The organism is Faecalibacterium duncaniae, from assembly GCF_010509575.1.
Taxonomy (GTDB): Bacteria; Bacillota; Clostridia; order Oscillospirales; family Ruminococcaceae; genus Faecalibacterium; species Faecalibacterium duncaniae.
In genome coordinates this window covers 970,788-992,862 of the sequence record NZ_CP048437.1, presented here as the reverse complement: position 1 = coordinate 992,862, position 22,075 = coordinate 970,788, and the positions used below count along the sequence as shown (strand labels likewise).

Annotated in this window: 29 protein-coding genes; all 29 read right to left on the bottom strand. The window is 56.8% G+C overall.

The genetic code is table 11. The annotated features are described in order from the left end of the window. Positions 1 to 4: 4 nt before the first annotated feature. Positions 5 to 1,591, bottom strand: a complete 1,587-nt coding sequence (locus tag GXM22_RS04725; protein ID WP_242651606.1) for a phage portal protein — start codon at positions 1,589 to 1,591, stop codon at positions 5 to 7. A gap of 216 nt (positions 1,592 to 1,807) precedes the next feature. Continuing rightward, the gene (locus GXM22_RS04720; protein ID WP_004220635.1) at positions 1,808 to 2,074 is read right to left on the bottom strand and encodes a hypothetical protein; all 267 of its coding nucleotides are present in this window, start codon (positions 2,072 to 2,074) and stop codon (positions 1,808 to 1,810) included. A gap of 12 nt (positions 2,075 to 2,086) precedes the next feature. Continuing rightward, a complete protein-coding gene (locus GXM22_RS04715) occupies positions 2,087 to 4,009 on the bottom strand; it encodes a phage terminase large subunit family protein (RefSeq protein WP_005933268.1) in 1,923 nt (640 codons plus the stop codon). Beyond that, the gene (locus GXM22_RS04710) at positions 3,993 to 4,571 is read right to left on the bottom strand and encodes a protoporphyrinogen oxidase (protein WP_005933262.1); all 579 of its coding nucleotides are present in this window, start codon (positions 4,569 to 4,571) and stop codon (positions 3,993 to 3,995) included. The genes GXM22_RS04715 and GXM22_RS04710 overlap by 17 nt, the downstream gene beginning before the upstream one ends. A gap of 324 nt (positions 4,572 to 4,895) precedes the next feature. Further along, positions 4,896 to 5,588, bottom strand: a complete 693-nt coding sequence (locus GXM22_RS04705; RefSeq protein WP_005933258.1) for a hypothetical protein — start codon at positions 5,586 to 5,588, stop codon at positions 4,896 to 4,898. A 281-nt stretch (positions 5,589 to 5,869) separates the two neighbouring features. Then, entirely contained in the window at positions 5,870 to 6,373 is a 504-nt protein-coding gene (locus tag GXM22_RS04700; RefSeq protein WP_005933255.1) for a DUF1492 domain-containing protein, read from the bottom strand. Positions 6,374 to 6,396: 23 nt separating this feature from the next. Continuing rightward, positions 6,397 to 7,734: a site-specific DNA-methyltransferase gene (locus GXM22_RS04695; protein ID WP_005933251.1), complete on the bottom strand. Its 1,338-nt coding sequence runs from the start codon at positions 7,732 to 7,734 to the stop codon at positions 6,397 to 6,399. Positions 7,735 to 7,881: 147 nt separating this feature from the next. Further along, positions 7,882 to 8,445 (bottom strand): hypothetical protein, encoded by a 564-nt coding sequence (locus GXM22_RS04690; RefSeq protein WP_005933245.1) that lies wholly within the window; start codon positions 8,443 to 8,445, stop codon positions 7,882 to 7,884. After that, positions 8,435 to 8,797 (bottom strand): hypothetical protein, encoded by a 363-nt coding sequence (locus GXM22_RS04685; RefSeq protein WP_005933242.1) that lies wholly within the window; start codon positions 8,795 to 8,797, stop codon positions 8,435 to 8,437. Before GXM22_RS04685 ends, GXM22_RS04690 begins: the two co-directional genes overlap by 11 nt. After that, positions 8,781 to 9,422, bottom strand: coding sequence for a hypothetical protein (locus GXM22_RS04680; protein ID WP_005933240.1), 642 nt, complete (start codon positions 9,420 to 9,422; stop codon positions 8,781 to 8,783). The genes GXM22_RS04685 and GXM22_RS04680 overlap by 17 nt, the downstream gene beginning before the upstream one ends. A 13-nt stretch (positions 9,423 to 9,435) precedes the next feature. Next, positions 9,436 to 9,585: a hypothetical protein gene (locus GXM22_RS15205; RefSeq protein WP_242651598.1), complete on the bottom strand. Its 150-nt coding sequence runs from the start codon at positions 9,583 to 9,585 to the stop codon at positions 9,436 to 9,438. Positions 9,586 to 9,658: 73 nt separating this feature from the next. After that, the gene (locus GXM22_RS04670; RefSeq protein WP_005933234.1) at positions 9,659 to 10,402 is read right to left on the bottom strand and encodes a hypothetical protein; all 744 of its coding nucleotides are present in this window, start codon (positions 10,400 to 10,402) and stop codon (positions 9,659 to 9,661) included. Between the two features lie 13 nt (positions 10,403 to 10,415). Further along, positions 10,416 to 11,018: a hypothetical protein gene (locus GXM22_RS04665; protein WP_005933231.1), complete on the bottom strand. Its 603-nt coding sequence runs from the start codon at positions 11,016 to 11,018 to the stop codon at positions 10,416 to 10,418. A 4-nt stretch (positions 11,019 to 11,022) separates the two neighbouring features. Further along, complete coding sequence (locus tag GXM22_RS04660; protein ID WP_004220597.1) at positions 11,023 to 11,310, bottom strand: hypothetical protein; 288 nt, start codon at positions 11,308 to 11,310, stop codon at positions 11,023 to 11,025. 54 nt (positions 11,311 to 11,364) lie between these two features. After that, the gene (locus GXM22_RS04655; protein WP_005933228.1) at positions 11,365 to 11,841 is read right to left on the bottom strand and encodes a DNA N-6-adenine-methyltransferase; all 477 of its coding nucleotides are present in this window, start codon (positions 11,839 to 11,841) and stop codon (positions 11,365 to 11,367) included. A gap of 198 nt (positions 11,842 to 12,039) precedes the next feature. Next, a complete protein-coding gene (locus GXM22_RS04645) occupies positions 12,040 to 12,648 on the bottom strand; it encodes a Holliday junction resolvase RecU (protein WP_005933224.1) in 609 nt (202 codons plus the stop codon). After that, positions 12,645 to 13,184 carry a DUF7768 domain-containing protein gene (locus tag GXM22_RS04640; protein ID WP_004220587.1) on the bottom strand — a complete coding sequence of 180 codons (540 nt, stop codon included), beginning with the start codon at positions 13,182 to 13,184 and terminating at the stop codon, positions 12,645 to 12,647. Before GXM22_RS04640 ends, GXM22_RS04645 begins: the two co-directional genes overlap by 4 nt. Continuing rightward, complete coding sequence (locus tag GXM22_RS04635) at positions 13,181 to 13,690, bottom strand: type II toxin-antitoxin system PemK/MazF family toxin (protein WP_005933220.1); 510 nt, start codon at positions 13,688 to 13,690, stop codon at positions 13,181 to 13,183. The genes GXM22_RS04640 and GXM22_RS04635 overlap by 4 nt, the downstream gene beginning before the upstream one ends. Beyond that, positions 13,687 to 14,577 carry a DNA-methyltransferase gene (locus GXM22_RS04630; protein WP_005933219.1) on the bottom strand — a complete coding sequence of 297 codons (891 nt, stop codon included), beginning with the start codon at positions 14,575 to 14,577 and terminating at the stop codon, positions 13,687 to 13,689. The genes GXM22_RS04635 and GXM22_RS04630 overlap by 4 nt, the downstream gene beginning before the upstream one ends. Further along, entirely contained in the window at positions 14,574 to 15,257 is a 684-nt protein-coding gene (locus GXM22_RS04625) for a replicative helicase loader/inhibitor (RefSeq protein ID WP_005933218.1), read from the bottom strand. The genes GXM22_RS04630 and GXM22_RS04625 overlap by 4 nt, the downstream gene beginning before the upstream one ends. Beyond that, the gene (locus GXM22_RS04620) at positions 15,254 to 16,120 is read right to left on the bottom strand and encodes a hypothetical protein (RefSeq protein ID WP_005933215.1); all 867 of its coding nucleotides are present in this window, start codon (positions 16,118 to 16,120) and stop codon (positions 15,254 to 15,256) included. The genes GXM22_RS04625 and GXM22_RS04620 overlap by 4 nt, the downstream gene beginning before the upstream one ends. 86 nt (positions 16,121 to 16,206) lie before the next feature. Continuing rightward, positions 16,207 to 16,608 carry a single-stranded DNA-binding protein gene (locus GXM22_RS04615; protein WP_005933212.1) on the bottom strand — a complete coding sequence of 134 codons (402 nt, stop codon included), beginning with the start codon at positions 16,606 to 16,608 and terminating at the stop codon, positions 16,207 to 16,209. After that, a complete protein-coding gene (locus tag GXM22_RS04610) occupies positions 16,601 to 17,431 on the bottom strand; it encodes an ERF family protein (protein ID WP_005933208.1) in 831 nt (276 codons plus the stop codon). The genes GXM22_RS04615 and GXM22_RS04610 overlap by 8 nt, the downstream gene beginning before the upstream one ends. Positions 17,432 to 17,442: 11 nt before the next feature. Continuing rightward, positions 17,443 to 18,099 (bottom strand): host-nuclease inhibitor Gam family protein, encoded by a 657-nt coding sequence (locus GXM22_RS04605; RefSeq protein WP_035394178.1) that lies wholly within the window; start codon positions 18,097 to 18,099, stop codon positions 17,443 to 17,445. Further along, entirely contained in the window at positions 18,071 to 18,322 is a 252-nt protein-coding gene (locus tag GXM22_RS04600; protein WP_005933201.1) for a hypothetical protein, read from the bottom strand. The genes GXM22_RS04605 and GXM22_RS04600 overlap by 29 nt, the downstream gene beginning before the upstream one ends. After that, positions 18,319 to 19,074, bottom strand: coding sequence for a hypothetical protein (locus GXM22_RS04595; protein WP_005933198.1), 756 nt, complete (start codon positions 19,072 to 19,074; stop codon positions 18,319 to 18,321). Before GXM22_RS04595 ends, GXM22_RS04600 begins: the two co-directional genes overlap by 4 nt. A gap of 5 nt (positions 19,075 to 19,079) precedes the next feature. Beyond that, positions 19,080 to 19,814 (bottom strand): 3'-5' exonuclease, encoded by a 735-nt coding sequence (locus GXM22_RS04590; RefSeq protein WP_005933195.1) that lies wholly within the window; start codon positions 19,812 to 19,814, stop codon positions 19,080 to 19,082. Continuing rightward, positions 19,807 to 21,069, bottom strand: a complete 1,263-nt coding sequence (locus GXM22_RS04585; protein WP_242651596.1) for an SUMF1/EgtB/PvdO family nonheme iron enzyme — start codon at positions 21,067 to 21,069, stop codon at positions 19,807 to 19,809. Before GXM22_RS04585 ends, GXM22_RS04590 begins: the two co-directional genes overlap by 8 nt. Before the next feature lie 186 nt (positions 21,070 to 21,255). Beyond that, positions 21,256 to 22,071: a hypothetical protein gene (locus tag GXM22_RS04580; protein ID WP_005933192.1), complete on the bottom strand. Its 816-nt coding sequence runs from the start codon at positions 22,069 to 22,071 to the stop codon at positions 21,256 to 21,258. Positions 22,072 to 22,075 lie beyond the last annotated feature (4 nt).

Here is a 22,075-nt window from a genome sequence, read left to right as displayed (position 1 = left end):
TGGCTTATCCTCCTTGTATGGTTTGCTTTATCTGCTCGCCGATCACGAGACTGCGGAGAGCCACCGTGCCCCTCTTGCGAGCTGTTTCGGGGTTGTGTGGATTGTCGTCGCCTTCTGGCGGATCCTGTTCGCCGTCCGGTTCCGCTGTTCCGGTGCCGCTCTGGTGCGGATCTGGTTGATTGCCTCCGAGCTTTTCGTTTTCACGTCTGAGCTGTTCCACATTGCTGTCCCATTGGCCACCGTTTAAGCGGATCGTGCTCTGCTCGTGAGTGGAGAAGCCTTCACTGCACGCGAGGATCTCGGCCGTGATTTCCTTCACCGGATCGAGCTGTCCCTGAGACGGGCCGAGCCATTCGCTGCCGAGATACGCGGCGCGGATCGCTGGATTCTGGAAAAAGCCCGGCGCATATATGCGGCCACGGGCCACGGCTTCGCTCATCCACACTTCATAGCATGGGCGGCAAAAGTCGTCCGCCAGCCATTCGCGGCGCATTTTGAACGCCTTCCACGCTTCCAGCAGAGCAGCACGGCTCGCACTGTATGAGGCGTTGAAGGATTTCAGGAGCAGATCGCTGGGAATTTCCAGCGCGGCGCCTACTTGTGCACTGATCGCTACGGCGAACTTGTCGAAGCTGCCGTTCGGGTGCGTCGGGTTTGCAAATTCTACGCTTTCACCCGGCCCCATGACATTGATCTGGCCCGGCCCCATGCTGTACTCGTTCGGGTTCCGCATTTCTCCGGGTGGTACCGGATCCACCTCATTGAATGGCATTTCATCAGTCGGGGCTTCTGTCTTAATGAAGGCAGTGTAAAAGCTCTCGACGACTGCGGCCATGAGTTCGGACTCGGTATACCTGCGAAGCTGCAGCAGCGGCTCGATCACCTGCGCGAGATAACTCACGCCGCGGTACTGATCCGGGCGCTCTGTGTCAATGACGTGGAGCACATTCGGAAGGCCGGTGCTTTGCTGGTATGCCAGAACGCGGGCCCATTCAGTAACCGGAGCGCCGAGCTCATACGGGTAGTTGCTGCGTATGTGATATGCTACCACCATGCCGTTCTTGTCTACTTCCACGCCGTCGTATATGGTGTTGCCCGTTTCTGGGTTCTTACCGGTTGTGTAGTAGAGCGTAGTCCCGGCCCCGTAGTTGTTCGGTGTTGCGATTCTGTCGGACTCGATCAGGTGGACGCGGAGAGAGTAGGGGAGCAGCCGAGTGGTTTCGTACTGCTTGATTAACCCTATGCAGTCGCCGGAGAGCAGCCACGAGATCAGCGCAAGCTGCTGGAGCCCGTAGAAGTTATTCATGCCGGTGGCGTCGCAGGCTCTCTTGTTGCTGGCCCAGAGGGAAAACTCTCGCTCTGTTTCTTTCTGCCACCGTTCTGCCTGATCCGGTGAGAGTCCGAGCACTTCGCGGTCGATCCGGCTTTTAAGCCTGAGCCCGACGCCTACCACGTTTGTGCGGTTGGTTTTGATCGCCGAGGTAGCGATCGGCGCGGCCATGTATAACATGCGGGCACGCTGTCGCATGGTGTAGTTGTTGAAGTCTATGTCCTCGTGAGCGGATCCGCTGGGAGCATTAAAACCTTTCACGGCTTTTTTTCTCCAGCTTGCGCCCGCCTCTCCGTAGCCCTTATTCTGAGGGCGTACGTTATCCGGGAGATATAGCCCCCTCGTTTGGTCGTACTTCGTTTTTCTCACCTCCTTGCAAGTAATTAAAAACGGCAGCGGCCGCGGTATCTAAAGGAGCGAAAATGTCCCGCAGTCGTCGCCGTAGTAAAGCCAGCCGATCGGCCAGCGTTTACCCATTTACCAGTCGCGGGGGACTACCCCCACGGCGCGGCGAGCAGATCCGCCCGCCAGTTCGGCCTCCAGCTCGCGGACTCGCTTTTGCAGCTTCGCGATCATGTCCTGAACGGAAGCGAGCGAAGTCTGGTACCGTTGCAGGTTTCTGGAGCCGATTGTGTAGAGCTGCACCCCGTCCTTGCTGAGCATGTCAGCCTCACGGGCCAGATACGCACTGAGTCGCGTCCTCGTTTCTGTGAGCTCTTGCTGTATGGTTTCTTTTGATCTCATGGGTTCACCTCCTTACCACTCGTCGAAGTAGTTCCGGGCTGCCGGTTTTGGTTTGCGGCGTTGCGCCGGTTTGGTTTGCGGCGTTTCTTGGACATTTTTCAGACGTCGCTCCACCGCGAACATGTCCGGATCTATGATTTTTAGCCCGGCGTTCGCATAGTTTCGGCAGTCGAGGGCCTCGTTCCGGTTGTGTCCGGGGATTTTTACCCAGTGCCACTGGTTGCCGCGCTTTGTTTGCGTGAGCTCCAGACGCTCGGAGAGCAGTCCATTGAAATAGTAGGTGTCGTAGCCGCAGGACTCGTGGATCGGGAAATGGCAATATTTTGGGCCAGCCTCCTGAACTTTCAGGCTCGACATGATCGTTTCCTTTCCAGCGTCAACGCCGAGCGTGTAGAGCCAGCAGGTGATCCGCTTGTTGTCCTTGATCGGAACCTTTGACGGAGGCGTCACGAACGGGATCCCGTCGCCGCCCTTGCCCTTGATAGCAAAAACGCGCTTGTTCTTACGCTCACGGCAGCGTGTGTATACCTCTTGGGTGTAATGGCCGCCGGAGTCCACGCAGGTGATTGAGATCCGCAGCCCTTTTCCGTCCTTGAAGCGGTAAACGTGGTCGATCACGTCGTCGAGCTGCTGCCATACCTCGTCGGTGTCGGGTTTTCCCATGATGTAGCCCTTTTTTATGCCCCACGTTTCACCGTAGAAGCCATGGCCCACGACTTCGTACTCCAAACGGTTGTCCTGAGTATCTACGCCGCAGGTGAGAACGAGAACGCCCTCCGGAACTTCGACGGGAGAGCCGTCGGCATTGGTACCGTAGTCCTCGCGCCGGGCCAGCATGGTGTCCTCGTCTGCTATGTCGCCGCGATCCTCCCAGAGCTCACCCAGCAGCGTGTTATAAACTACTTTGAGCTTCTGAGGATCGTCCTTGGCTTGCAGGAATTTGAGCGCGATCTTTTCCCATGGAGTCCATGGAGAAGAAAAAGCGTTCAGCCAGAAGGAGCGGACGCCCTCGTCGTAGGCCGCCGGGTTCTCGGCGATCCACTTTGCAGGCTGCTTCCGCATTTTCTCCTCCGGTACTATGCAGCCGCAGGATGGGCAGCACCATGTAATCGGGCCCACGATCTTGTACGCCTTTTTCCCGCGGACTTTGGCCACTGTATGATCGAAGTGTACGCGGTCGAAGGTGATCTCGCCGTACTCTCCACACTCAGGGCACTGGTGGCACCAGCGTTCCTGTGTTCCGAGGTAGTAGCTGCTTTCGATATTTGAAGCGCCTTTTATGGTCGGAGTTGATACCTCGACGGCCTTCGCATTGTAGAACGTGGCCTGTCTGGCTTCGGCCAGAGCCCACGGATCACCCTCAGCACCGGCAGACACGGCCCAGCGGTCGCGCTCGTCGCCGAGAATGTAGCGGGCGGGAGTGGAAGCCAGAGCGGAGGCGCTGTTGGATCCTGTGATCGTGAGCATACCGCCGGGGAATGACTTCTGGAGGATTGTGTTCCCGGAGTCTTTGCTTTTGACGTCGGAAACTTTCGCCCTCAGCACCTTGCTGTCTCGTATCATTGGAGCGATACGGAGGCGTGAGAACTTTCGGGCGTCGTCGAGGGAAGGCTGGACGAACAGGATCGAGCCGGGATCTTGGTCGATAATGTAGCCGATTATGTTCAGCTCCAGCTCAGATTTTCCCACCTGAGACGCTGCCACCATTACGATCTTACGGATCTTCGGATCCGTGAACGCTTCCATAGGTTCCCGCAGGTACGGCGTGCGCGAAGTGCGCCACGGGCCAGACTCCGCGGAGTTCTCCGGGGATAGGCGGCGGTGTCTATCGGCCCATTCGGCCACCGTCAGATCTTCGGGTGGCTTAAAGTTGCGAATGGCCGGTGCTATGGCTGCGTTGAGTTTCGCGGTGGATTTTTTAGTCGTCGGCTTCATCAGCGGCCACTATAACGTCGCTCCAGCCTTCACGATCCCGCACCCGCCGCTGATATACCGCCGGATCGTAGTTGTAGTTTGCGAGCTCGTTCAGAATTTTGTAGCACTCCGCCCGGATCAGTGCCGAGGCTTCGTTGGCGCTTGCCACCTGCACAACGTCCATGGCCAAACGTCCGGGGAGTGCCATTATCATGCTGCGGACAGTGTAAACGAGGTCATTCGTCACGGCCTCCACGTCCTCGCTGCGGTGCATTTTGCCTTCGAGCTCTTTCAGTTGCATGGCTGCCATGTCTGCCTTACTGCGTTTCATGTCAGCCTCAGCCCGCAGCTTCTCCATTTCAACCTGAGCGGTGTCGGCGCTTTTGGCCTCTCGGCCGTTGGCTTTGTCACTCAGGTAACGGATGTAAGATTGCACCGTCGGAAGCAGGTCGAACATATACGGCCGCTTCTGGGCGGCTGGAATAATTCCATCTTTTGCGAGCTGCTGGATCCGGCGGTCGGTGACGCCGAACAGCTTCGCAATAATGGCAGCGTTTTGGAGATTCTGCTTGCCCTCCGCCATGGCGCCACCTCCTTTCTTTGAGGCAAACGAAACGAAACGGCCTGAAAAAATTTTTCTGAGTCTGCGCGTGTTTTGGGCTCGCCAGCACCGCAGGCGTTTGGCGGCCCGGACAGTACCTTCGGGCTGCGGAAAAATTTCGGCGCGGTTGCTCGGTCGAGTTGCTTTGCCTTTTGCTTCTTTGCTTTGGTCGCTTTGTTTCGCTGTTCTTTGTTGCTGTTGCTTTTGGTTTCGCTTTGGCTTTGCTGTTCGATTGCTTCGCGCTTTGCTTGCTGCTTGGCGCGTGTTCGTTGGCTTGGCTTTGGCTCGTGAGCTCGGAGCGCTGGGCTACTTCATTACCTGATCTATGTAATGGTTGAAGCGTTCGCCGAGCTTCTCGGAGATTGTTGTCTCAATGGTCTGGCGTGCTTTGCCGTCGATCATCTGAGGCACGGACAGAGTACGCACGGCCTCGATCGGGGAGCGCCCCCTCCCAGTCTTTTGAAACGGAAGCATGGAGCCACCGTTTCCACCGGTGAGGAATACGTTCGAGCCGAGGCTCACGCGGGAGCCTTTGATGATCGTCGCCTTGACTTGGTACGGCCGCGGTGGTCGAACCATTGCAACGTCGCCAGCTCCGGCGATCAGTTGGCCGGGGATTCTGATCGGCTTCTTTTGCTGAGCGCTTGGTCTGGACTTCGGGCTCATTTTGAAATGCGTCGGCGTCAGTGTCCGCCCCTTATAAACAAGGGAGGCACTATCAACTTGAACCCCCGCCACTTGGATTGAGCTCTGCCCCCTCCGAGGTTGTTGTTTGGCCTCGTTGATTGCGGCAGTGTCTACCCCGTAGTGTTCGCGGATTCCCTTCGATACCCACGCAGGCGCACGGCTCATAAAGTCGTTGACTGTTTTCTTGATTGCCGTCTGCCCGCCGTTCTCCAGTTTGTTGAGTCGCTTCACAATGTCCTCAGCTCCGGAGCATGTCACGGTGAAGCTGCCAGAGGTTCGGCGGCTTTGGCCGGTATAGAATAGACCGCCCATGCGTTTGCTCCTTCCTGTGGAAAATTTGCACCCCTCCCAGTTCTTTTCTGAGGGTAGGCACATAGGAAAAACCGTCCGGATCTTTCTCATGTCCCCGGACGGCTTTCGCTGTTATACAGAGTAGCACGGTGGTTTATCCCCTTTTATCCCTTTTTGTCCCTTTTTATCCCCTGTGTGCTCGTGAGTCCTCCGCCTGTGGCTTTCTCCTGAGTGGGCGCGTATTTCTTCGGGCGCACAAAAAAGCCCGCCGTCGGCCTTCCTGTGGCTTCTGGCGGGCGTTGTTATCCCTGTTCCTGTTTTGCTCTGTATATTCTGGCCAGCGATTGGAGCGCCGAGCCGTGCAGCTTGAACGTTCTTTTGAGGTAGCGCTGCTCGTGTTCGTCGTAGTCCTCCCGGCTACCATGAAGGGCGGCGCATACCGTCCACCAGTTCGCAGCGTCGAAGTAGTGCATTTCTAAGACGGTCTGCTCGTCTGGCTTTTCCATTTCGGAGATCAGGGCCTCCAGTTCGCTGCGTTCCTGATCCTCGTCTGCGATCATTCGGCGGATCGTTTCCTCCAGTGTTACCTTCTGGATCACCTGCCGTTCCTGTTTGCTGGTTCCGTCGCCACCGCCTCCGGATATTCCGTCGAAGCTCGGCGAGGATATGGAGCCCATGACGGCCTCCAGATTCTCCAGCCGTTCGATCTGGTTGTCGATCCTGCGGTGGAGTGCTGCGTAGCTTTCCAGCTTTTTCTTGATCTCGTCGGTTTCCTTCGGCTGTTTTGCCTCACTGTTCTGGTGCATGGGTTCCACCTCCTTTCGCTGGCTTATTCCGTGAACATTCTCTCGAAGTGCTCGCGGCCCAGCTCTTTGCCCTTCCTGAACAGTCGGATCCCGGTCGTCTTGCCGGTTGTTCTTATGTATCGTTTTACGATTGTGTCAACAAACTGAGGACTCAACTCCATGAGGTACGACTTCTGGCCGATACTTTCCGCAGCGATCAGAGTCGTGCCGGATCCTCCGAAGGCGTCCATGACTCCCTCGGCCCACTGTGTATTGTCCAGCAGTTTCTCCAGTATCTCCACCGGCTTTTGCGTCGGGTGGAGCTCATTCCCGGAGCGGGTGGCTTCGATTACGTTCCCGTAGCCCTTGTGGTTGTCCCATGCTGGCTTTGTGCGGTGTGCGAACATTATCAGCTCGTGCTGAGTTCTCCAGCCCATACCCATGCCCGGCGTTTTCTTGTTCCAGACGATCATATTCTTGACGCCGAACCCGCTTTCCTCCATTACGTCGTAGAGATAGAGCCACATTCTCCAGTCGGTGAAGCAATAAACCACGGTACCGGTGAACTGTTTCAGGATCGAGCGCATGAGCTGCTGGTACCCGCGGGTGCTGAGGGTATCGTTCGCGATCGTCACTTTGATTTCTTTCCCGTTTGCGTCGTAGCGTTTGGTTCCGATACTTCCGGTGCTGCGTCCGGATTCCTGAAAACCTCCGGAGCAGTACGGTGGATCCATGAGAAGGATCTGAGGCTCGGCCCCGTCGAGTAGGAGAGCGCGATCAGCTTCGTTTGTGCTATCTCCGCACACAAGACGGTGATTTCCGAGGATCCAGAGGTCGCCGCGCTGCGTGATTGTCTGATCTTCCTCCGGGATCTCCGGGATTTCGTCCGGCTCTGTGAGGTCATTGTGCAGGGCTTCGGCCAGTCCGGTGACGAGGCTTTCCACTTCCTTGTCGGTGTAGCCGGTCAGCTCCATGGGGATCTCGCCGGTGTCAATGTCGGCGAAAATGTCAGCCAGCAGCTTGTTGTCGATCTCTGCCAGCTCTGCGATCCGGTTGTCAGCCACCAGATCGGCGTATTCCTCGGCCTCGTTCGTGTAGTTCTGGTAGTCCACCGGCACTTCGGTGAGTCCTTCGAGCTTGGCAGCAGCAAGGCGGCCGTGGCCCTTTACTATGAAGCCGGAGCGCTTCGACACTGTGATCGGTGCCCTCCACCCGGTCTGGCGGATAATGCGGCCGAGCGCTTGGATCTGTGCGTCCGGGTGTGTGTTCGGGTTCTTCGGGTTGGGGATCAGCTTCTCAATGGCCACGATCGCGTCATGGGCGCAGAATACTGGTACCCCTCCGGCGGTTGCCTTTGGCTGTGCTTCTGTTTTGTAGTCCATTTATTCGTCCTCCCTTACATACTCCCCGGCGTCTGCTGGAATGAGTCCGCACTCGAAGGCGCGGCAGATCTCCAGCTTTGACGCTCTGAGGATTTCGTTTTCTTTGCAGCCGGTGTTCCAGCATTTTTCGCATATTTCTGGCATTGGCTACTCCTTCCGCGGCTTCGGCGCGTTCTGTACGTTTACGGTGTCCAGAGTGCGGGCTGCTTTCAGGATTCTGCGGCGGTAGTGCTTCCAGCTCTCGTCCTGTTTCTTTACGACGCCATAGATCGGGCCCACATTGGAGAGGGTGAGCTGTTCCATGGTTTCGTATTTCGGTAGACTGCGAGGGGAGAGCCCCAGCTTTTCGCGGATCCTTTTCTCATAGTCGGTGTTGTTTTCGCCTTTATTTCTTCTAATACCATAAATGGGGCCGACGCCGTTTAGCGTGAGCCCTTTCATGGATTCGTCCAGAGTGCGGGAGATCTTTCTCCTGCGATTGTATTCCCTGATCTTTTTCCCGGTTCGCCCGATCCAGATCAGGAGCGTGGCCACCCAGAGAGTGATCAGCAGCAGTGCGGTGGGTACCCACACGAGCCCGGCGATCACCACCGGCCAGCTCATTGAAATAATTCCGCAGGCTTTCAGGATTGCCAGCACGGCCACGCCTGCGAGTGTTGCCAGTGTGTAGAGTATCGGCCAGCCCATAGGCTTGTTCTTGTTATCGTCCATTTCGTCCTCCTTTTCTTTTGGCTGCTCGTCTTGCTGCGCGGTTCGGTCGCACCGGTTCTCGCCTGATCGGCCAGTGGTAGAGCGGGGCCGGTTTTTCCGGATTGCCCCGCAGCATATCACCGCCGATCTTGTAGAGTGCTTCCGAGTAGCTCAGTGTGGTGCTTTCCGCCAGCCTGTGAGCTTGTTTTTCTATGTCGTTGAGGTCACGCTCCAGATAGAAGGCCAGCGCTTCGGCGTATCGCCTACACTGGAGTGCCTCCAGCACGTCCCCCGGTATATTTCCGCCGGGGAAGTAGCGCCTCGCGTCTATTTTGAGAAAGTAGAGCCCCTCTGTGTTATTTTCTTCTTTCACGCTTTGCCCTCCTTCGCTGCGCGCGGTTTGGGCCTTCCTTTCGGAACGGTGACAAAAGCCCGGCCTTGATCGCGCACTCAGTACAGAGCATTTTCGCGCCCTGTTCCTTGGCGAGTCGGTCGGCTTCCGGGTGTTTCCAGCATTTCCGGCCGCATGTCGGGCACTCGACGGGATCCCAGTCCGGGTGCTTGGCCTGCACGTCGCCGTTCAGGTTCTTGTCCAGCGGGAGGCAGAGGATCCCGCCCCGGTCGGTCTGCTTTCTCGGCGTCAGATCGAAGCCGTGAGCCCGGAGTCGTTCGCGGGTGTTGTTGGTGCTTTCTTCCTGCTTTACCTCCAGCACCTCCACCTTGTCCAGCGGCAGGCAGAACGAGCCCTGCGGCTCCCATTTCTTCGCCTTCCAGTTCTCTGTGAACTTCTCCAGAGTGTCGAACAGACAGAGGCCCGCCTCGGTTTCGGTCTGGAATACGGTCTGCATGACTGCCTCGTCCTCTGAGTCCTCCCAGCCGTAGAGGTGCCAGCTCTCGCGGTTGTCGTAGTCCCACTGTGAGAACCAAAGCACATGGCCGTCGATCGGCCAGCCGGTGCCGGTTACTTTTCCGGTGATAACTTTCGGTTTATATTCCATGGTTTTGTCCTCCTTAGAAAAATCTATTTAATGCGATAATGAGCACGATTACGGCTACGAAGGCGATCGTGATGTTCTGCTGTTTGAGTCCGTCTTTTTCTCCGATAACTCCAAAAAGCAGGAGAGCAGCCACAAGGGCCAGCACTATGTTTATGATCAGCATGTTCTTGTCCTCCTTTGGTTTGCCGGGAGAGCTTGGCCCTCCCGGTTTGTTCCCGACATTTATGTCGGCCACATTATGCAATGATCGTGATTTTCTCGCGATCCGGAACGTCTGCCAGTGCTTTGACGAGGTAGTTCTTCACATTGTCCACCGCCTGAGACTTCCAGAGGCCACCGTCAGCAGCCACCAGCTTGAAGGCAGGGGCTCCGCCGCGTCCCTCGCTGATTCTGAACACGAAGTCGCTCGCAGGCTGCGGAACTTCCAAAAATGTGCGGTACGGGATCAGGTTCACCGGGTTAGGAACGAAGGCGGCGTCCTTTGTGGTTACTCCGGTTTTGATGATTGCCTGCTGGCTTACGCCGTCGTCTGAGAAGGTTCCCTGCTGTGTATTCACGATATTGCTCGCCATAATGGTGACGGCTTCGCGGTCGTCTGTTTTCTGGAAGCATGACTGCATAGCCACGAGGAAGCTCTCCTGATCATACTCGCGGCCATACTCAAACTGCGGCAGCAGGGCGTTGACCTCGAACAGAGTCTCACGGTCACGTTCGGCCAGCAGTCCGGAGTAGAGCAGCACCTTTGTGGCGCTTACCACCTGAATGATCATTCTGTCGCGGAGTTCCTCGCGGCTTTCCTTGATATAGTCCACCAGAGAGGTGAGGGTGGTCGCTTTGATCGGCTCGGCCTTGTCGGCTGCGTCATAGCGTCTGAGATCCTTCGTACAGTATGTCCGGCCGTTGATCTCGATTGTTTCCGGCTTCTCGGCCTTTACGGCCAGCCCTGCGATATATGCGATTGCTTCTTTGATTCCTTCCATTTCCTTGTCCTCCTTATGCTTCTTTTACTGGTGCGATTTTTACCACCTTTATGTTATTGCGTCCGCCGGTTGTCTGGTGGTCGTCCACGGACTGTCCGGCGGTTTCGTACACTTCGCCGGTGTCTGGATCGTAGTCACGGCCCGGAACTAATTCAGCAGCGGCAGCAGGCGCCTGTTTTCCTCTGTTTTTCAGATCCAGAGGCTTTCCGGTCGGATTCTGTACCGGAGCGGGAGCTGCAGCCGGTGTTTCTTCCGGTTCCGGATCCTGATCGGCGGCCGCGAAGTCGGAGAGATCCATCTGTCCGCGGATCTGGCCGTCGTATTCGGTGATCTCGATCTGGCCGGTTCTCATATTGACGCCCATCACCATTTGCGTGTCGATCGCTTCGGTAGCTGCGAGCTTTGTCGTGACAGCGATCTGGGTTCCTACCATTTGGCGGGTTTTGTTCGGCGTAAATTTAATATTTACCGTGATCTGGCGCTTGGTGGTGGCGTCTGTGTTCGGATTCTGAATGTTTTCGGCCACCTGCATGAGTGCCTCGTTGAGTTTCTCGGCGAAGGCTCCACCTGCGAGGGTTTCGAGGTTGGTCTTTGCCTGTACTTTCTGCTTTTTCATGTGCTTACCTCCTTACCGCAGCCCATACGGCTGTATTTTTTCCAGTTCTTTTGCTCGGTTTCTTTCCGACGACTTCCAGAACTCCGGCGCCTTTCAACTCCGTGAGCCTTGGCGCCACGAAGTTGCGGTCGTAGTATTTCAGGTGGCCCGCAGCCACCAGCTCGTCGGTGATTTCTTCCACGGTCATTGACCGATTTCCGAGGGTTTCCAGTATTAGCTTGCAACGCTCGCCGCTGCGTGTTCGTATGCCGTCGTAACTTTGGCGGCGTGTCTGTTTAGTAATCCCGTTCATGGTTTCCTCCTTATCTGAACCGGCGGAGCAGTGGCCCCGCTGGCTCTGGTTCTTTTATATGTGCCATGTGGCAAACTCGCGTCCGGTGCTTTCCGGACTCCGCCACACTATGACGGCAGAAGGAAACGGAGCTGCGTCCTCGCCGTTTCCGTCCTCGTCGGTGAATTTCAGGCGGCCGCGGAGGAATCTCACCTCGCTGGCCTTGCCGAAGATCCAGTCGTGAAAATATGCCGTGTCAGTCCGCGAAGGAATGAGCATAACCACGGTGGTGCCGGGCTTCCGGCTTTCTTCGTAGCCCTTGCGCACCCAGTCGGCGATTGCTCGGCCGTATGGCGGATTGCAGAACACGCAATACCCCCCCCAGTCTTGCTTTAGGCCGTCGTCGTCCGGCGTGAAGTGTTTCGCGCACTTGGCGCTTTTGTCGGTGCTGGCCGGATCCAGCTCAAAATGAAACTCGCGATCCAGTTCCGCGAAAAAGTCCGGCGGAGTGCACCAGCACATGTTTTTACTGCTCAGCAGTGCGTCGTTCATTGGTTCGTTCTCCTTTCTGCGTTTTGTAGAGCCCGCAGCCGTCCCCTCCGTTCATGCACGGATCCGGGGAGGTCATGTGGTGCATACAAATTTTTAACGGTTCGCCCGTCTGTTTATTTTTGAGCTTTCCGCTCAGCATGGTGCAGGCTTTTGAGATTACAAAAGGCCCGACTCTGCGGAGCTCGCAGTATTCGCATTTCATGGCGTGCTCCCTTCCTCGGTGTAGTCGATCTCCACACCTTCCAGCAGTTTGAGGATCCCGGCGATATATTGCACGCGGTACGGCTCCAGATCTTCGAGTTTCATGTGCTTGCGTCCATAGATCTGTTTCATGTCTCGCCATACTTCCCACGGTACCCGGTAGAAGTTTTCCAGCCCCACGCTCACCATGATGAAGGCAGCAGCTCCGAGCTTGTGGTGGAGCGTCAGGCTTTCCACCTGCTCAGGGGTGAGGCGGCTCTGGTCGATCTTGTCGCTGTCGGTGTGTTTTGCCTCAAATACCACGGCCCGGCCGCCGGTGAGCGTTCCCTTGAAGTCCGGCTGCCCGGCTTTGGTGTAGCAAGCAAGGAACCGGCCCTGTCGGTCTGGCTTCCTGAGTGGCTTCATGGGCTCCGGAGTCTTTTCAACGAAGGCCACGCCCTTGTCGCAGTACCAGTTCAGGCTTGCGGTGATCATATTCTCGAAGTGTTCACCGGCTCGCTTGCTCTGGAGTCCTTTCTGGCTATGCTGCACCCGTGCAAGGGCGGTGCTTGCTGTTGGATCCGGGTAGCCTTCGCCATTTCTTCCCGGAACCGTGTCCCAGCTCATTGATCTACCTCCGAGTCTGCGCCTTTGTCGGCCTCCAGTGTGATGTCGTGGCCGGGGTGTCGTCTGAGCTCGATCGCAAGGTCTAAGATCATTTCGCCATTGATCCGCACGGTGGTGGATTCAATCGCGGCGACGCCGTTCAGGTGCCCGACGTGAGAAGGGAGAACGATCAGTGCGTCACCGATCGGAAGTGTTTCGGCTTCGCGGTTTCTGTAAAGCTCGGCAGCGTCCCGGATCGGGATCTGGTGCTGCTTTGCGTATTCGATCTCGCTCCTCATGCCCTCGCTCGGATTCTCGATACCGTAAACCCAGAGCTCGTCACACATGGCCAGAAGTGAGAGGCCCATGTCCATGCCCGCGGCGCGTTCCTCCTGCTTGGTGTCGTCAAGAAACTGGGTAAAATATACATGAGGCGCGATCGGGATCACGTCGTCCCAGAGCTCGACGGCTTCGCGACAGTAGCGCTGGGCTTTTTCTATGTTCTTTTCAACGTCCCCGCGGCACGGGGAGCAGATGTAAACCAGTTTTTTTCTCATGCACTTGCTCCTTTCATGGTTTTGCTCAGCAGCTCATTGTATAAATTCCGGTAGAGATCGCGCTCAGTTTCGAGCTTGATCTTTTCAACGTCTGGATCCTGCTGGACGATCCGGAGTGGCTGCTTGCTTATTTCTTCCAGTAAATGCTCCGCTTCTTTGGCTGCGGGCTTCGGATCCATGAAGTCGATCCCCAGAGAGATTGCCAGAGCAGAGTCCACGGCTGCGAGCTCGCTCTTTGTCAATTTTCCGATCAGCGTCCCGATCCTTTTCACGCTTACGCTGTTTACCTGTTCGCATAAGACGGTAGAAGGGGAGAGTGCGCTCCGGATAAATACATGAGTGGGGAGGTCGTTCTTTGGTTTGGTGGTCATGTATACCACTTCCACAACCTCGCTGTTTTCGTTGTTCTTGTCATTGGAGACGATCACCGCAGGGCGGCCGCCTCTCTGCTCGCTTCCGGTTTCCCGGTATGTGCTTTCGATATAATAAATTTCACCGCGTTTCATGGTTTGGCTCCTTCCTGAGCAGCCTCAGTGAGTCGCTGCTCTTGTATTTTGCAGGTGTCGGGGTTAATCTCTATCCCGATATAGTTCCGCCCTTCTTTGAGGGCTGCGGCTCCTGTGGTTCCACTTCCTGAGAATGGATCCAGAACCGTGTCGCCCGGTTTGCTCCCGGCCAGTATGCAGATCTTGGCCAGTTCCTCCGGGAACGTGGAGAGGTGGGCGCCTTTATATGGCCGTGTGGCGATCGTCCAGACGTCCCGGCGGTTTCGTTTGCCGGTTTCATTTCTCTGGAGCCCGTGGCTGCCTCGATCCACCTCGGCGTTGTTGGCTTTGGCCTGATCGTGAGTGTAGGCAGTGCCGCCGCGGAAGGTTTTTGCGTTGCCGCGCTTCCGGCCGGGCTTTTTCGGATCGTACCCGACAGCCAGCTCCTTGACGGCCTCGGCGTCGTAGTAATAGGCGGCCGCTTTGCTGAGTAAAAAAACATACTCGTGAGATCTTGCCGGTCTGTCTTTGGCGCTTTCTGGCATGACGTTGGGCTTGTTCCAGATAATGTCCGCCCGGAGGTACCAGCCGTCACTTCTGAGAGCCAGAGCCAGCAGCCACGGGATCCCGATCAGATCCTTGCGCTTGATCCCTCCGTCCTCGATATGCCTCGCGTAGCTGTCGCCGATATTCAGCCAGAGGGTGCCGTCGTCTTTCAGGACTCTGGCGACTTCCCGGAAGGCTTCCACCAGTTTGCGGGTGTATTCCTCCGGAGAGCTTTCGGTTCCGAGCTGATCGGCTGCTCCGTAGTCTCTGGCGTTGTAGTAGGGTGGTGAAGTTACGCAGACGCTGCAGCATTTGTCCGGCAGCTTTCTGAGTTCCTCCAGTGCGTCACCTTGTAGGATCATCCCAGCACCTCCCCTCTGAGTTCGAGCTTCGTTTGTTCGACGCTCTGGCTCTCCAGTCGGAGGGCGCCGCGGGTGATAGCCTCCATTTCCTGCTCTTTCCTGCGGCGTTCGCTTTCCCTGTACTCTATCAGGCGTTGGCCTTTGTCCGGAAGGGATCCGGCCGCGTTGTCGATCTTCTCGGTTAATTGTGCCGGTGTCATGCTGCGAGACTTTTCCCGTTCGTACATTGGCGTGTACTGTTGCATGAAGGCTACCCGATCCATGCCGGGCTTGCCGCCTATGTATGCGCTGCGGTGCATTTCCCAGAGGGAAGTCCAGCCGATTGACTCAACGGCCCGCGCCACCAGAGGTGGGAGCTGGCGGGAGAGATCTCCGTGGTTGAATTGTCCGGCGCTGTACATGAGGTCGCTCACGGCCAGCCATGCCTTGTCCGGCTCTATGAGTTCCGGGTGCTGGATCTCCAGCATGATCTCCCGGACTTCGGCCACACTCGGCGGCCATTTGTTTGTTGCAATGTGTTTTTTTACTGCCAGCGCTACGATCCCGGATTCGTCTTGCTCAAACATCATGGCCCAGAGATTCACCGTGGCCTCGATTGCTTTCGCGTCCTTGAACTTGTCAAAATTCGGGTAGGCGGTGACGACGATCGCCACCAGTCGAGCCGCGTCTGCTTTTGTCATATCTCGAAGCCTCCTTCCTCGTCTGCGATTATCCCCGCGAGCACGTCCATGGTGTCAGGTTTTCCACAATTTCCACCCGGTCGCTGTTGATAGCTTCCGGATCCGGCAGGTGGGAGAGGTTCGTCGTCCCAGCGTCCCTGATTGATCCATGTTGACGGGTTGGGAATGAAGCGGCCACCTTCTCGCAGCCATTGTTCCGAGGTTTTAGCTGTTGCCACTGCCTGCATGATCTTCTCGAACAGTTCAGCGTCGGGTTTTGCCTTTTCCCATGCCTTCTGTGCTGCTTTCTTGCCGACTTTCTTCGGGTATGCAGTCCAGAACTCTGCGAAACGTCGTTCCTGAGCGCTTGGCTGCTTCTCGGCTGCGGGGGTTATGGGGGTATCCCCCTTATTTTCTGGTCTACTCTGGTCTACTCTGGTCTGGTCTACTCTACCTGCGGTCTTTTTCTGGTCGCTCTTGCTTGCGTCCGCAGACTGTCCGGCGGTCGTCCTCCGGTCGTTTGACTTAGCAGCAGCGCGGCGGGCTCTCGAACGGTTTTTCTCATTTTCTCGTTGTTCGATCAGCTTTCCGGTGTACTCGCTCCAGTCGTGGATCTCCAGAACGCCGTCCTCCGTTACGTCCAGCAGAGACGCAGAGGTCAGGGCGGCCACAAATTCCTCCGGATCTTTGTCCCACTGGGCTGCTCTTGCGATCATTCTGTCGGATATTCCAGCGAGGGATCCGTCCGGTGCGTTATCAATGGCCCAGAGCCAGAACGAGATCAGCAGGCCGAGCATGTGAGCCGGTTCAATGTCGAGCTCGTCAGCAGCAGCCAGCACCTTGCGGTGGTCTTTCAGTTGTTGGTGAATTTGGATCCATGCCACTGTCGGCACCTCCTTTCGTGGTTTGTTTCTGGTTTGGCCGTAGAGTTCCGCCGGTCTGTCCGGCGGTCGTCCTTCGGTCGGTGTTATTAGTTAAAAGGAAGCTGTCCGTCGTCCGGTATGTCCATGAATCCGTCGTTGTTGGCGGGCTGAGGATTGCCATTTGCGTTGCCTCCGTTGCTGTCTGCGAAGTAAATGTTTGAGGCCACAACTTCCACGGCCTTGCGGTTCTGCCCGGTTTTCTCGTCCTTCCATTTACGGGTGGAGATCCGGCCCTCAACTACGATCTGGCGGCCTTTGGAGAGGTAACGGCCGCAAAACTCGGCACGTTCTCTCCAGCACACGATCGGGATATAGTCCGGAGCGGCGTCCTTGTTCTTACTCGGTACCTGCACGGCGAGGTCGAAGCTCGCCACTGCCGTGCCGCTCTGTGTGTATCTGATTTCAGGTTCCTGAGCCAGACGGCCCAGAAGCTCCACATGATTAAGCATTGTCTTGTCCTCCTTGTTGCTTTGCGTTGTCCATAGCGGCGCAGGCTTCGTCATACTGGGCCCGCGTCAGGTTGTGTGGATCCTGCTGTCCGTATTTTTTCAGGATCCATTCGTTGATCGACTGCTGAGAGTACCCGGCGTCCTCTCCTTTACGGTAGAGGCGGGAGAGCTGAGCGTCTGAGAGTGGTCGTGCGGCGCCTGAGCGCCCCGTCTGGCCATTTTGTGCCTGCGGCTGGGTGTTTCCCTGCCGGTTCCCGTTCTGAGCTCCTGTGTGCTGTTTCTGGCTCTGCTGAGGGGGTTCGCTGCTGTGGTCGCTCATGTCTGGATCGTCGTCGCCCTGATCAATGCCGAACTTCTCGAACAGGTAGTATTTGAGGCAGTACGTCCACGCGGAGCCTTTGGCCTTGTCCGGGCCTCCGTCGTTCGTTCCGATTGCGTGTAGAGTAACTTCCAGAGTCTCATCCGGGTTGTCTGCGTTCGTCCAGCGGATCGTGAGGTCGGCCTCGTACACCCAGACAATGCGGTCGCCGTTTCTGGTGTGCTGCGTGAAGTTGGAGTAGTAGATCGGATCCCCGTTTTCGCTGTGCCGGGTTGCCTGCTCGCCTACAATGTCAAAATTGACGCCGAACTCATTCATGGCCGGAGTGAGAAGCTGGTACACGTCGAAGATCTTCGCGAACTTGTACTTTACGCCGTCGCTGTGGGCCTTCTGGGTGATAGAGGGAACGGCTTCGCGCAACTTGATGAACTTCTGCTGCAGCGTCAGCGGTACCGGTGGGGTGGTGGCCGTCTTTGTGGCCGCCGTTTCCTTGGTTGTTGCCATGCGCTACCTCCTTACACGTCCACCGTGAAGGTGTCCGGTTTCTCAATGATCTGCACGCCCTCCACCAGCTCGCCGGTGGTTTTGTCTACGATCTGGCCGCCTACAATTTCGAGGCGCTTCCTGAACTCGCCCCACTTCGGCTTTTCAGTGTTCTGGATCATATCCTCATTGCCGGAGGCTTTCAGATAGGCCAGCAGTGTGTCGTCGTCCTGTTTCATGGTGCTGCCGCCGATTTTCTTCACCAGAGTGCCGGAGAGAAGGCGGTAGCTGTGTTTTGTCTTGGTTGTCTTGTGCGGGACTGTCTCGAAGTATTCCGCGAGCTTTCCAGTGAGAAAACGGGTGCCGTTTTCATATCTGCGCTGAGCAGCGTCAATTCTCTGCTGGATCTTCTCGATCTGGCTTTCGCCCAGTGCGGTGATCCGGTCGAGCTCGGTCTTTTCTTCTGCGATTTTTCGGCAGGCCCAGTCGGCGCAGCCGTCGTCAGTGATACGCCATGCCGGGCGTGGAGCGCTTTCGGTTTCCTCTGCGTCGAACATGTTCATGTCCATGCTTTCCAGTTCGTCCAGTGTTACAGCCGGAGTTCCCGGCTCTGTGGTGGGTGCTGCGATTGTTTCTTTGATTTCTGCGGCCTGCTCAGCCTCAGCTATTGCTTTCTTTGTCGTTGCCATGGTTCTGTTCTCCTTCCTTTGCTTCCAGAGCCTTGCGGGCTTTCTGGAGTTCTGCCTGCGTGTCTCTCAGTTCCTTGTCCTTGCTGGTAAAAAACTGGTACCACTCGCCTGAGCTTTTCTTGTACTGCTCGGCTTCGGCCTCAGCAGCGACGGCGCGTTCCGCCATGCTGGCAAGTGCAGCCGTGAGCTCTGCGATCACGCTTGGCTTGTTTTCGTTATTCATTCGGTTGCCTCCTTAAAAAATCGGTGTCCGTTAATGGTCATTACATAGATCTGGGACTCGTGCCACTCGCTGTCCGTGAGAGCGGGAGCGTAAAAGTATTTGATCGGCTCGGTCGTTGCCACGATCCCGAAGTCGAACACGTCCTGCACGGCTTCGAGGGCTTCCTGAGTCGGTTCCGGGCGGCGCTTGCTATATGCGTACACGCGCAGCACTTCGTCCGGCCGGATCCCTTCGTCCTCACAGGTCTGGAGAATACACTGAGCTACTGCGATCTTTCCGGCGAAGGGTTCGCCTCCAGCTTCGGCCGTGAGCACCTGAGCGATCTCCAGTCGCTCGGCGTCAGTGAGAGCGTAGCGCTTCTGGATCCCTGCCTCTGCGGCCCATGCGTCTGTGACGTCCTCCCAGCTTACGGCTTGCCCGTCCTTGTAGTAGAAAACGTAGGGCTGAGATTCCTCGGCCGCCGGGCTGCTGGTTGTGACCGGGGCTGTTTTTGTCTGGGTGTGTTCTGAGAACATACCCACGACGCCGCGCGCCGCGAACACAATCACCACTGTGGTGACTGCCAGCCCGCCGATCCTTTTCCAGTTCAGGCGCTTGCAAAAACGGCGCAGCCGGTATAAAATAGGCTTAGGCTTTCGCGTGGTTTTTCGATTGCCTGTGCGGCTTCCCGGTTCCGACGGGTGGCCGCTTCTTTTTTCTTTGTACCCGGTGTATTCCACCGGGCTGTATACTTTCAGCGAGCTGCTTCGCATTTCTGTTACCTCCTTCTTTGTCTGAGTTTGGCCGGGAGCGTATAGCTCGGAGCCTGCATGTATTTGTTGAAATTCTGCGGCCAGTAGGCCACCTTTTCGATCCGTTTCCCACTTACTCCATACTTCGGGTTATATCCGAACACGTTCACATAGTTGAGAAGATCGGAGCGTTCCGCGTCCATGGCCTTGCACACCTCAAACAGTGCCGCCACGTCGTCGATCGCTCTGTGGGAGTTCTGAACCTTGCCCTCCAGCTTATAGGTGAGGATCGCGTTCGCCAGCTTGTGAGGATATGCCCGGCGGTCTTTGTAAACGGTCAGGCTGTCCAGATAGTCGGCAGCTTTCAGAGCCTCCGGGCCGCCGTTTCCGTGTCTCCTGAGCATTTCAGCAGTAAACAGGAGGTCAAACTGTGCATTGTGGGCTACCAGAAGGACACGGCCGCCGCTGATCAACTCAGTGAAGCGAGCTGCAGCCTCAGCCTCGGTGATTCCTTCGTTTTCGAGCTGCTCGTCTGTGATCCCCGTCAGCTCGACGATCTTCTGAGGGATCCGCTCACCTTCCGGCAGCTTCACGAACACGTCGGCGCTGTCGGCCATGCGGAGGGTGCCCCGTTCGGTTTTCTCGACTCTGATCGCTGCCAGTTCAATGATCTGGCAGCTCTCAGCTTCGAGCCCGGTTGTCTCAGTGTCAAAAAATACGACTGCTTTGTATTTCGTGAATATGTCCCGGAGCTCATTCATGGTCGTTCACCTCCGTTTTGATTGTGATCGAGGTTGTGGCTGCGAGCTTTAACTGCTTAGCGGTCAGCTCGTACATGTCCACGGCTGCGTTCACCTGAGCCAGTGTGGCGCTGAGTTTTGCAGCCTTGGCGAGTTCTTCGTCTGTTGCCTTCTCGGCCAGTTCAGCGAAGCCTTCCGGATCCTCGCCGTGCGCGGCTTCGTATAGCTTCTGAAACTGCCGGGCGAGTGCCTGCTTGATCCGTCCGATAAAGTCCGGAGCTAAAATGCTACGCTTTTTCGGTTCTGGCTGCTTCTTGTCAGAGTCCAGATCGTCCAGAGTGTCAGAGTCGCAGATAAACCGAACGCAAGCGGCACGGAAGCCGATGTACGTGCCCGCATTGCCGCGGGAGTTGTAGCCGCTGAGGCAGAACACACCAGCGTCCGCACCGCTGCCCCAGTTGCCCCCGCGATAAATAACCCGCTCGCCGTTAGAGTCGAGCCAGAAGTATTCGTCGCTTTCGTAGTCGTCGGCAGGATAGAGGCCGAGTTTTTTCAGCTTGTCCGGTGCGTCCATGTCACTGCGAACTTCCAGATCCGTGAACTTTACGCCGTCGTAGTCGGTGCCGTCCGGGTGTACCGGCTGGAGGGTGATCTCTCCGTCGTGTACGTTGTAGTAAACCGGATCGCCGTCCTCGGTGTAGATCGCCTCCCACTCCGGCGAGTCTTTGGACTGATCCGAGCCATAGGCTGCGCCGTTGTTCGGGATCACCTGCGGCATACCGTTCATAAATCGAACGCCGCCGACATGCTCCCAGATATTGCCGCACATGTCAGCTACGCCGTAGGCCGTGCCGTCATGGTTCCACTGAACCGGGCCGGATCCGGTCAAGGTCTTGCCGCAGCCTCCTTCGTATGTAGTGCCGGTCTGCTCCGGGTGGCTGTGACTCTTGCCGCTTGCGGTGTTTCCGGTCGGCATGGTGTCGTTGTCCCAGCTCCAGAAGCCGAGAGCCACCCACTCGTCGTTAGTGATCAGGTGCCAGCCTTCACCCTTGCTCTCGCAGAGGCGGATTGCTTCGTCGTGGCTGATATTCACAGCCGGTTTCATAAATGGGAGAGAGTACGGAACGCCGTCGATCAATGTGTTCTGGTACTTGCTGATCGCGTATTCCTTAACCTTGCGGCCTCTCAGGGTGTCAGGGAGTCCCAGCTCGGACGGGGTAAAAACCACCATAATGTCCGGGCGCCCGTTTTTGTCGTAAATTACTTCGTTTCTCATGGTTTTGCTCCTTTTCTGTATTTGCTGCGGCAGATCGGGCACTTGTAGCCGTACCACGGGATCACCGCCTGCTTGCTTACATTCCAGTCCAGCCCGCACTCTTGGCATACTTCATAGCGGCAGCCGTCGCGCCGGGCATGAGTACGGGCCCGCTTAGGTTTCGCGAGTCGTTCATGGGATCACCTCCTATCCAGCGGCCAGCCTGCTGCATAGCTGCCTCATAAGCAGCCGCTTGTATTTCTTCCGGGTTCTCCATTTCCGTGCGTGTTTGTATAGGTGCCACCATTTCGGGTGGGTGTTGGTTCTATATAGTAGGGAGTCCACAAAAGTGTTCACGGCCTTTCGTGCGTATTGCCGGAACTTCCGGAACCGCTCCGCGAGCTCGTCCATGAGTTGCCGGACTGCGTGAGCTGCTGCCTTTATTGCGTCGGCGAGAGCGCCGAGCAGGGCAGTGGCGGCAGGTGGGCCGATCTGGATCGTGAGCTCTGTGTGCTGAGGTTCTGGTGGCGACTCGTCCGGGAGTGGATCGCTTCGCGCCTGATCCGCAGCTATGAGCTGCTGGCGTTTCTCGTAGTCCTCGACGCTCATGTAGCCGTCGAATATATAGGGATCCGGTTCCTCGGTGGTTTCCTTTCCGTACCATGGAATATCTGCCGGGAGGTTTTCCGGGCGTGGTATCGGCTCAGGAGGGAAGGCCGTCGAGTCTTTCAGGAGATTGCAGCCGCCTTCGTAGTGCCAGAGAATACCGGCCTCCAGTTCTGCGATCGTCATGTTCTCGCCGAAGTGCCCGCAGTAGTAGCCGTTCACCATGACAGCGTTCGGATCCTGCTCCAGAATTTCGGTGGCAGTGCTCAGATCCTCCAGCTCGAAGGTGTCAGAGTCTTGGTTGAGCCAGACGCTTTCCGCGTGCCAGCTTCGGCCAGTTTTCCATATAATCACCCACGCTATGCCGTCGCGGATTTCGTCGGCGTACTGCCGAGCTATTTCGTGTAATGCTGCCATGTTG

What these genes read in the sequence shown, in the direction of transcription:
- GXM22_RS04720 (WP_004220635.1), bottom strand. Translation starts at nt 2,074, where the DNA reads ATGAGATCAAAAGAAACCATACAGCAAGAGCTCACAGAAACGAGGACG.
- GXM22_RS04715 (WP_005933268.1), bottom strand. Translation starts at nt 4,009, where the DNA reads ATGAAGCCGACGACTAAAAAATCCACCGCGAAACTCAACGCAGCCATA.
- GXM22_RS04710 (WP_005933262.1), bottom strand. Translation starts at nt 4,571, where the DNA reads ATGGCGGAGGGCAAGCAGAATCTCCAAAACGCTGCCATTATTGCGAAG.
- GXM22_RS04705 (WP_005933258.1), bottom strand. Translation starts at nt 5,588, where the DNA reads ATGGGCGGTCTATTCTATACCGGCCAAAGCCGCCGAACCTCTGGCAGC.
- GXM22_RS04700 (WP_005933255.1), bottom strand. Translation starts at nt 6,373, where the DNA reads ATGCACCAGAACAGTGAGGCAAAACAGCCGAAGGAAACCGACGAGATC.
- GXM22_RS04695 (WP_005933251.1), bottom strand. Translation starts at nt 7,734, where the DNA reads ATGGACTACAAAACAGAAGCACAGCCAAAGGCAACCGCCGGAGGGGTA.
- GXM22_RS04690 (WP_005933245.1), bottom strand. Translation starts at nt 8,445, where the DNA reads ATGGACGATAACAAGAACAAGCCTATGGGCTGGCCGATACTCTACACA.
- GXM22_RS04680 (WP_005933240.1), bottom strand. Translation starts at nt 9,422, where the DNA reads ATGGAATATAAACCGAAAGTTATCACCGGAAAAGTAACCGGCACCGGC.
- GXM22_RS15205 (WP_242651598.1), bottom strand. Translation starts at nt 9,585, where the DNA reads ATGCTGATCATAAACATAGTGCTGGCCCTTGTGGCTGCTCTCCTGCTT.
- GXM22_RS04670 (WP_005933234.1), bottom strand. Translation starts at nt 10,402, where the DNA reads ATGGAAGGAATCAAAGAAGCAATCGCATATATCGCAGGGCTGGCCGTA.
- GXM22_RS04665 (WP_005933231.1), bottom strand. Translation starts at nt 11,018, where the DNA reads ATGAAAAAGCAGAAAGTACAGGCAAAGACCAACCTCGAAACCCTCGCA.
- GXM22_RS04660 (WP_004220597.1), bottom strand. Translation starts at nt 11,310, where the DNA reads ATGAACGGGATTACTAAACAGACACGCCGCCAAAGTTACGACGGCATA.
- GXM22_RS04655 (WP_005933228.1), bottom strand. Translation starts at nt 11,841, where the DNA reads ATGAACGACGCACTGCTGAGCAGTAAAAACATGTGCTGGTGCACTCCG.
- GXM22_RS04645 (WP_005933224.1), bottom strand. Translation starts at nt 12,648, where the DNA reads ATGAGCTGGGACACGGTTCCGGGAAGAAATGGCGAAGGCTACCCGGAT.
- GXM22_RS04640 (WP_004220587.1), bottom strand. Translation starts at nt 13,184, where the DNA reads ATGAGAAAAAAACTGGTTTACATCTGCTCCCCGTGCCGCGGGGACGTT.
- GXM22_RS04635 (WP_005933220.1), bottom strand. Translation starts at nt 13,690, where the DNA reads ATGAAACGCGGTGAAATTTATTATATCGAAAGCACATACCGGGAAACC.
- GXM22_RS04630 (WP_005933219.1), bottom strand. Translation starts at nt 14,577, where the DNA reads ATGATCCTACAAGGTGACGCACTGGAGGAACTCAGAAAGCTGCCGGAC.
- GXM22_RS04625 (WP_005933218.1), bottom strand. Translation starts at nt 15,257, where the DNA reads ATGACAAAAGCAGACGCGGCTCGACTGGTGGCGATCGTCGTCACCGCC.
- GXM22_RS04615 (WP_005933212.1), bottom strand. Translation starts at nt 16,608, where the DNA reads ATGCTTAATCATGTGGAGCTTCTGGGCCGTCTGGCTCAGGAACCTGAA.
- GXM22_RS04610 (WP_005933208.1), bottom strand. Translation starts at nt 17,431, where the DNA reads ATGGCAACAACCAAGGAAACGGCGGCCACAAAGACGGCCACCACCCCA.
- GXM22_RS04605 (WP_035394178.1), bottom strand. Translation starts at nt 18,099, where the DNA reads ATGGCAACGACAAAGAAAGCAATAGCTGAGGCTGAGCAGGCCGCAGAA.
- GXM22_RS04600 (WP_005933201.1), bottom strand. Translation starts at nt 18,322, where the DNA reads ATGAATAACGAAAACAAGCCAAGCGTGATCGCAGAGCTCACGGCTGCA.
- GXM22_RS04595 (WP_005933198.1), bottom strand. Translation starts at nt 19,074, where the DNA reads ATGCGAAGCAGCTCGCTGAAAGTATACAGCCCGGTGGAATACACCGGG.
- GXM22_RS04590 (WP_005933195.1), bottom strand. Translation starts at nt 19,814, where the DNA reads ATGAATGAGCTCCGGGACATATTCACGAAATACAAAGCAGTCGTATTT.
- GXM22_RS04585 (WP_242651596.1), bottom strand. Translation starts at nt 21,069, where the DNA reads ATGAGAAACGAAGTAATTTACGACAAAAACGGGCGCCCGGACATTATG.
- GXM22_RS04580 (WP_005933192.1), bottom strand. Translation starts at nt 22,071, where the DNA reads ATGGCAGCATTACACGAAATAGCTCGGCAGTACGCCGACGAAATCCGC.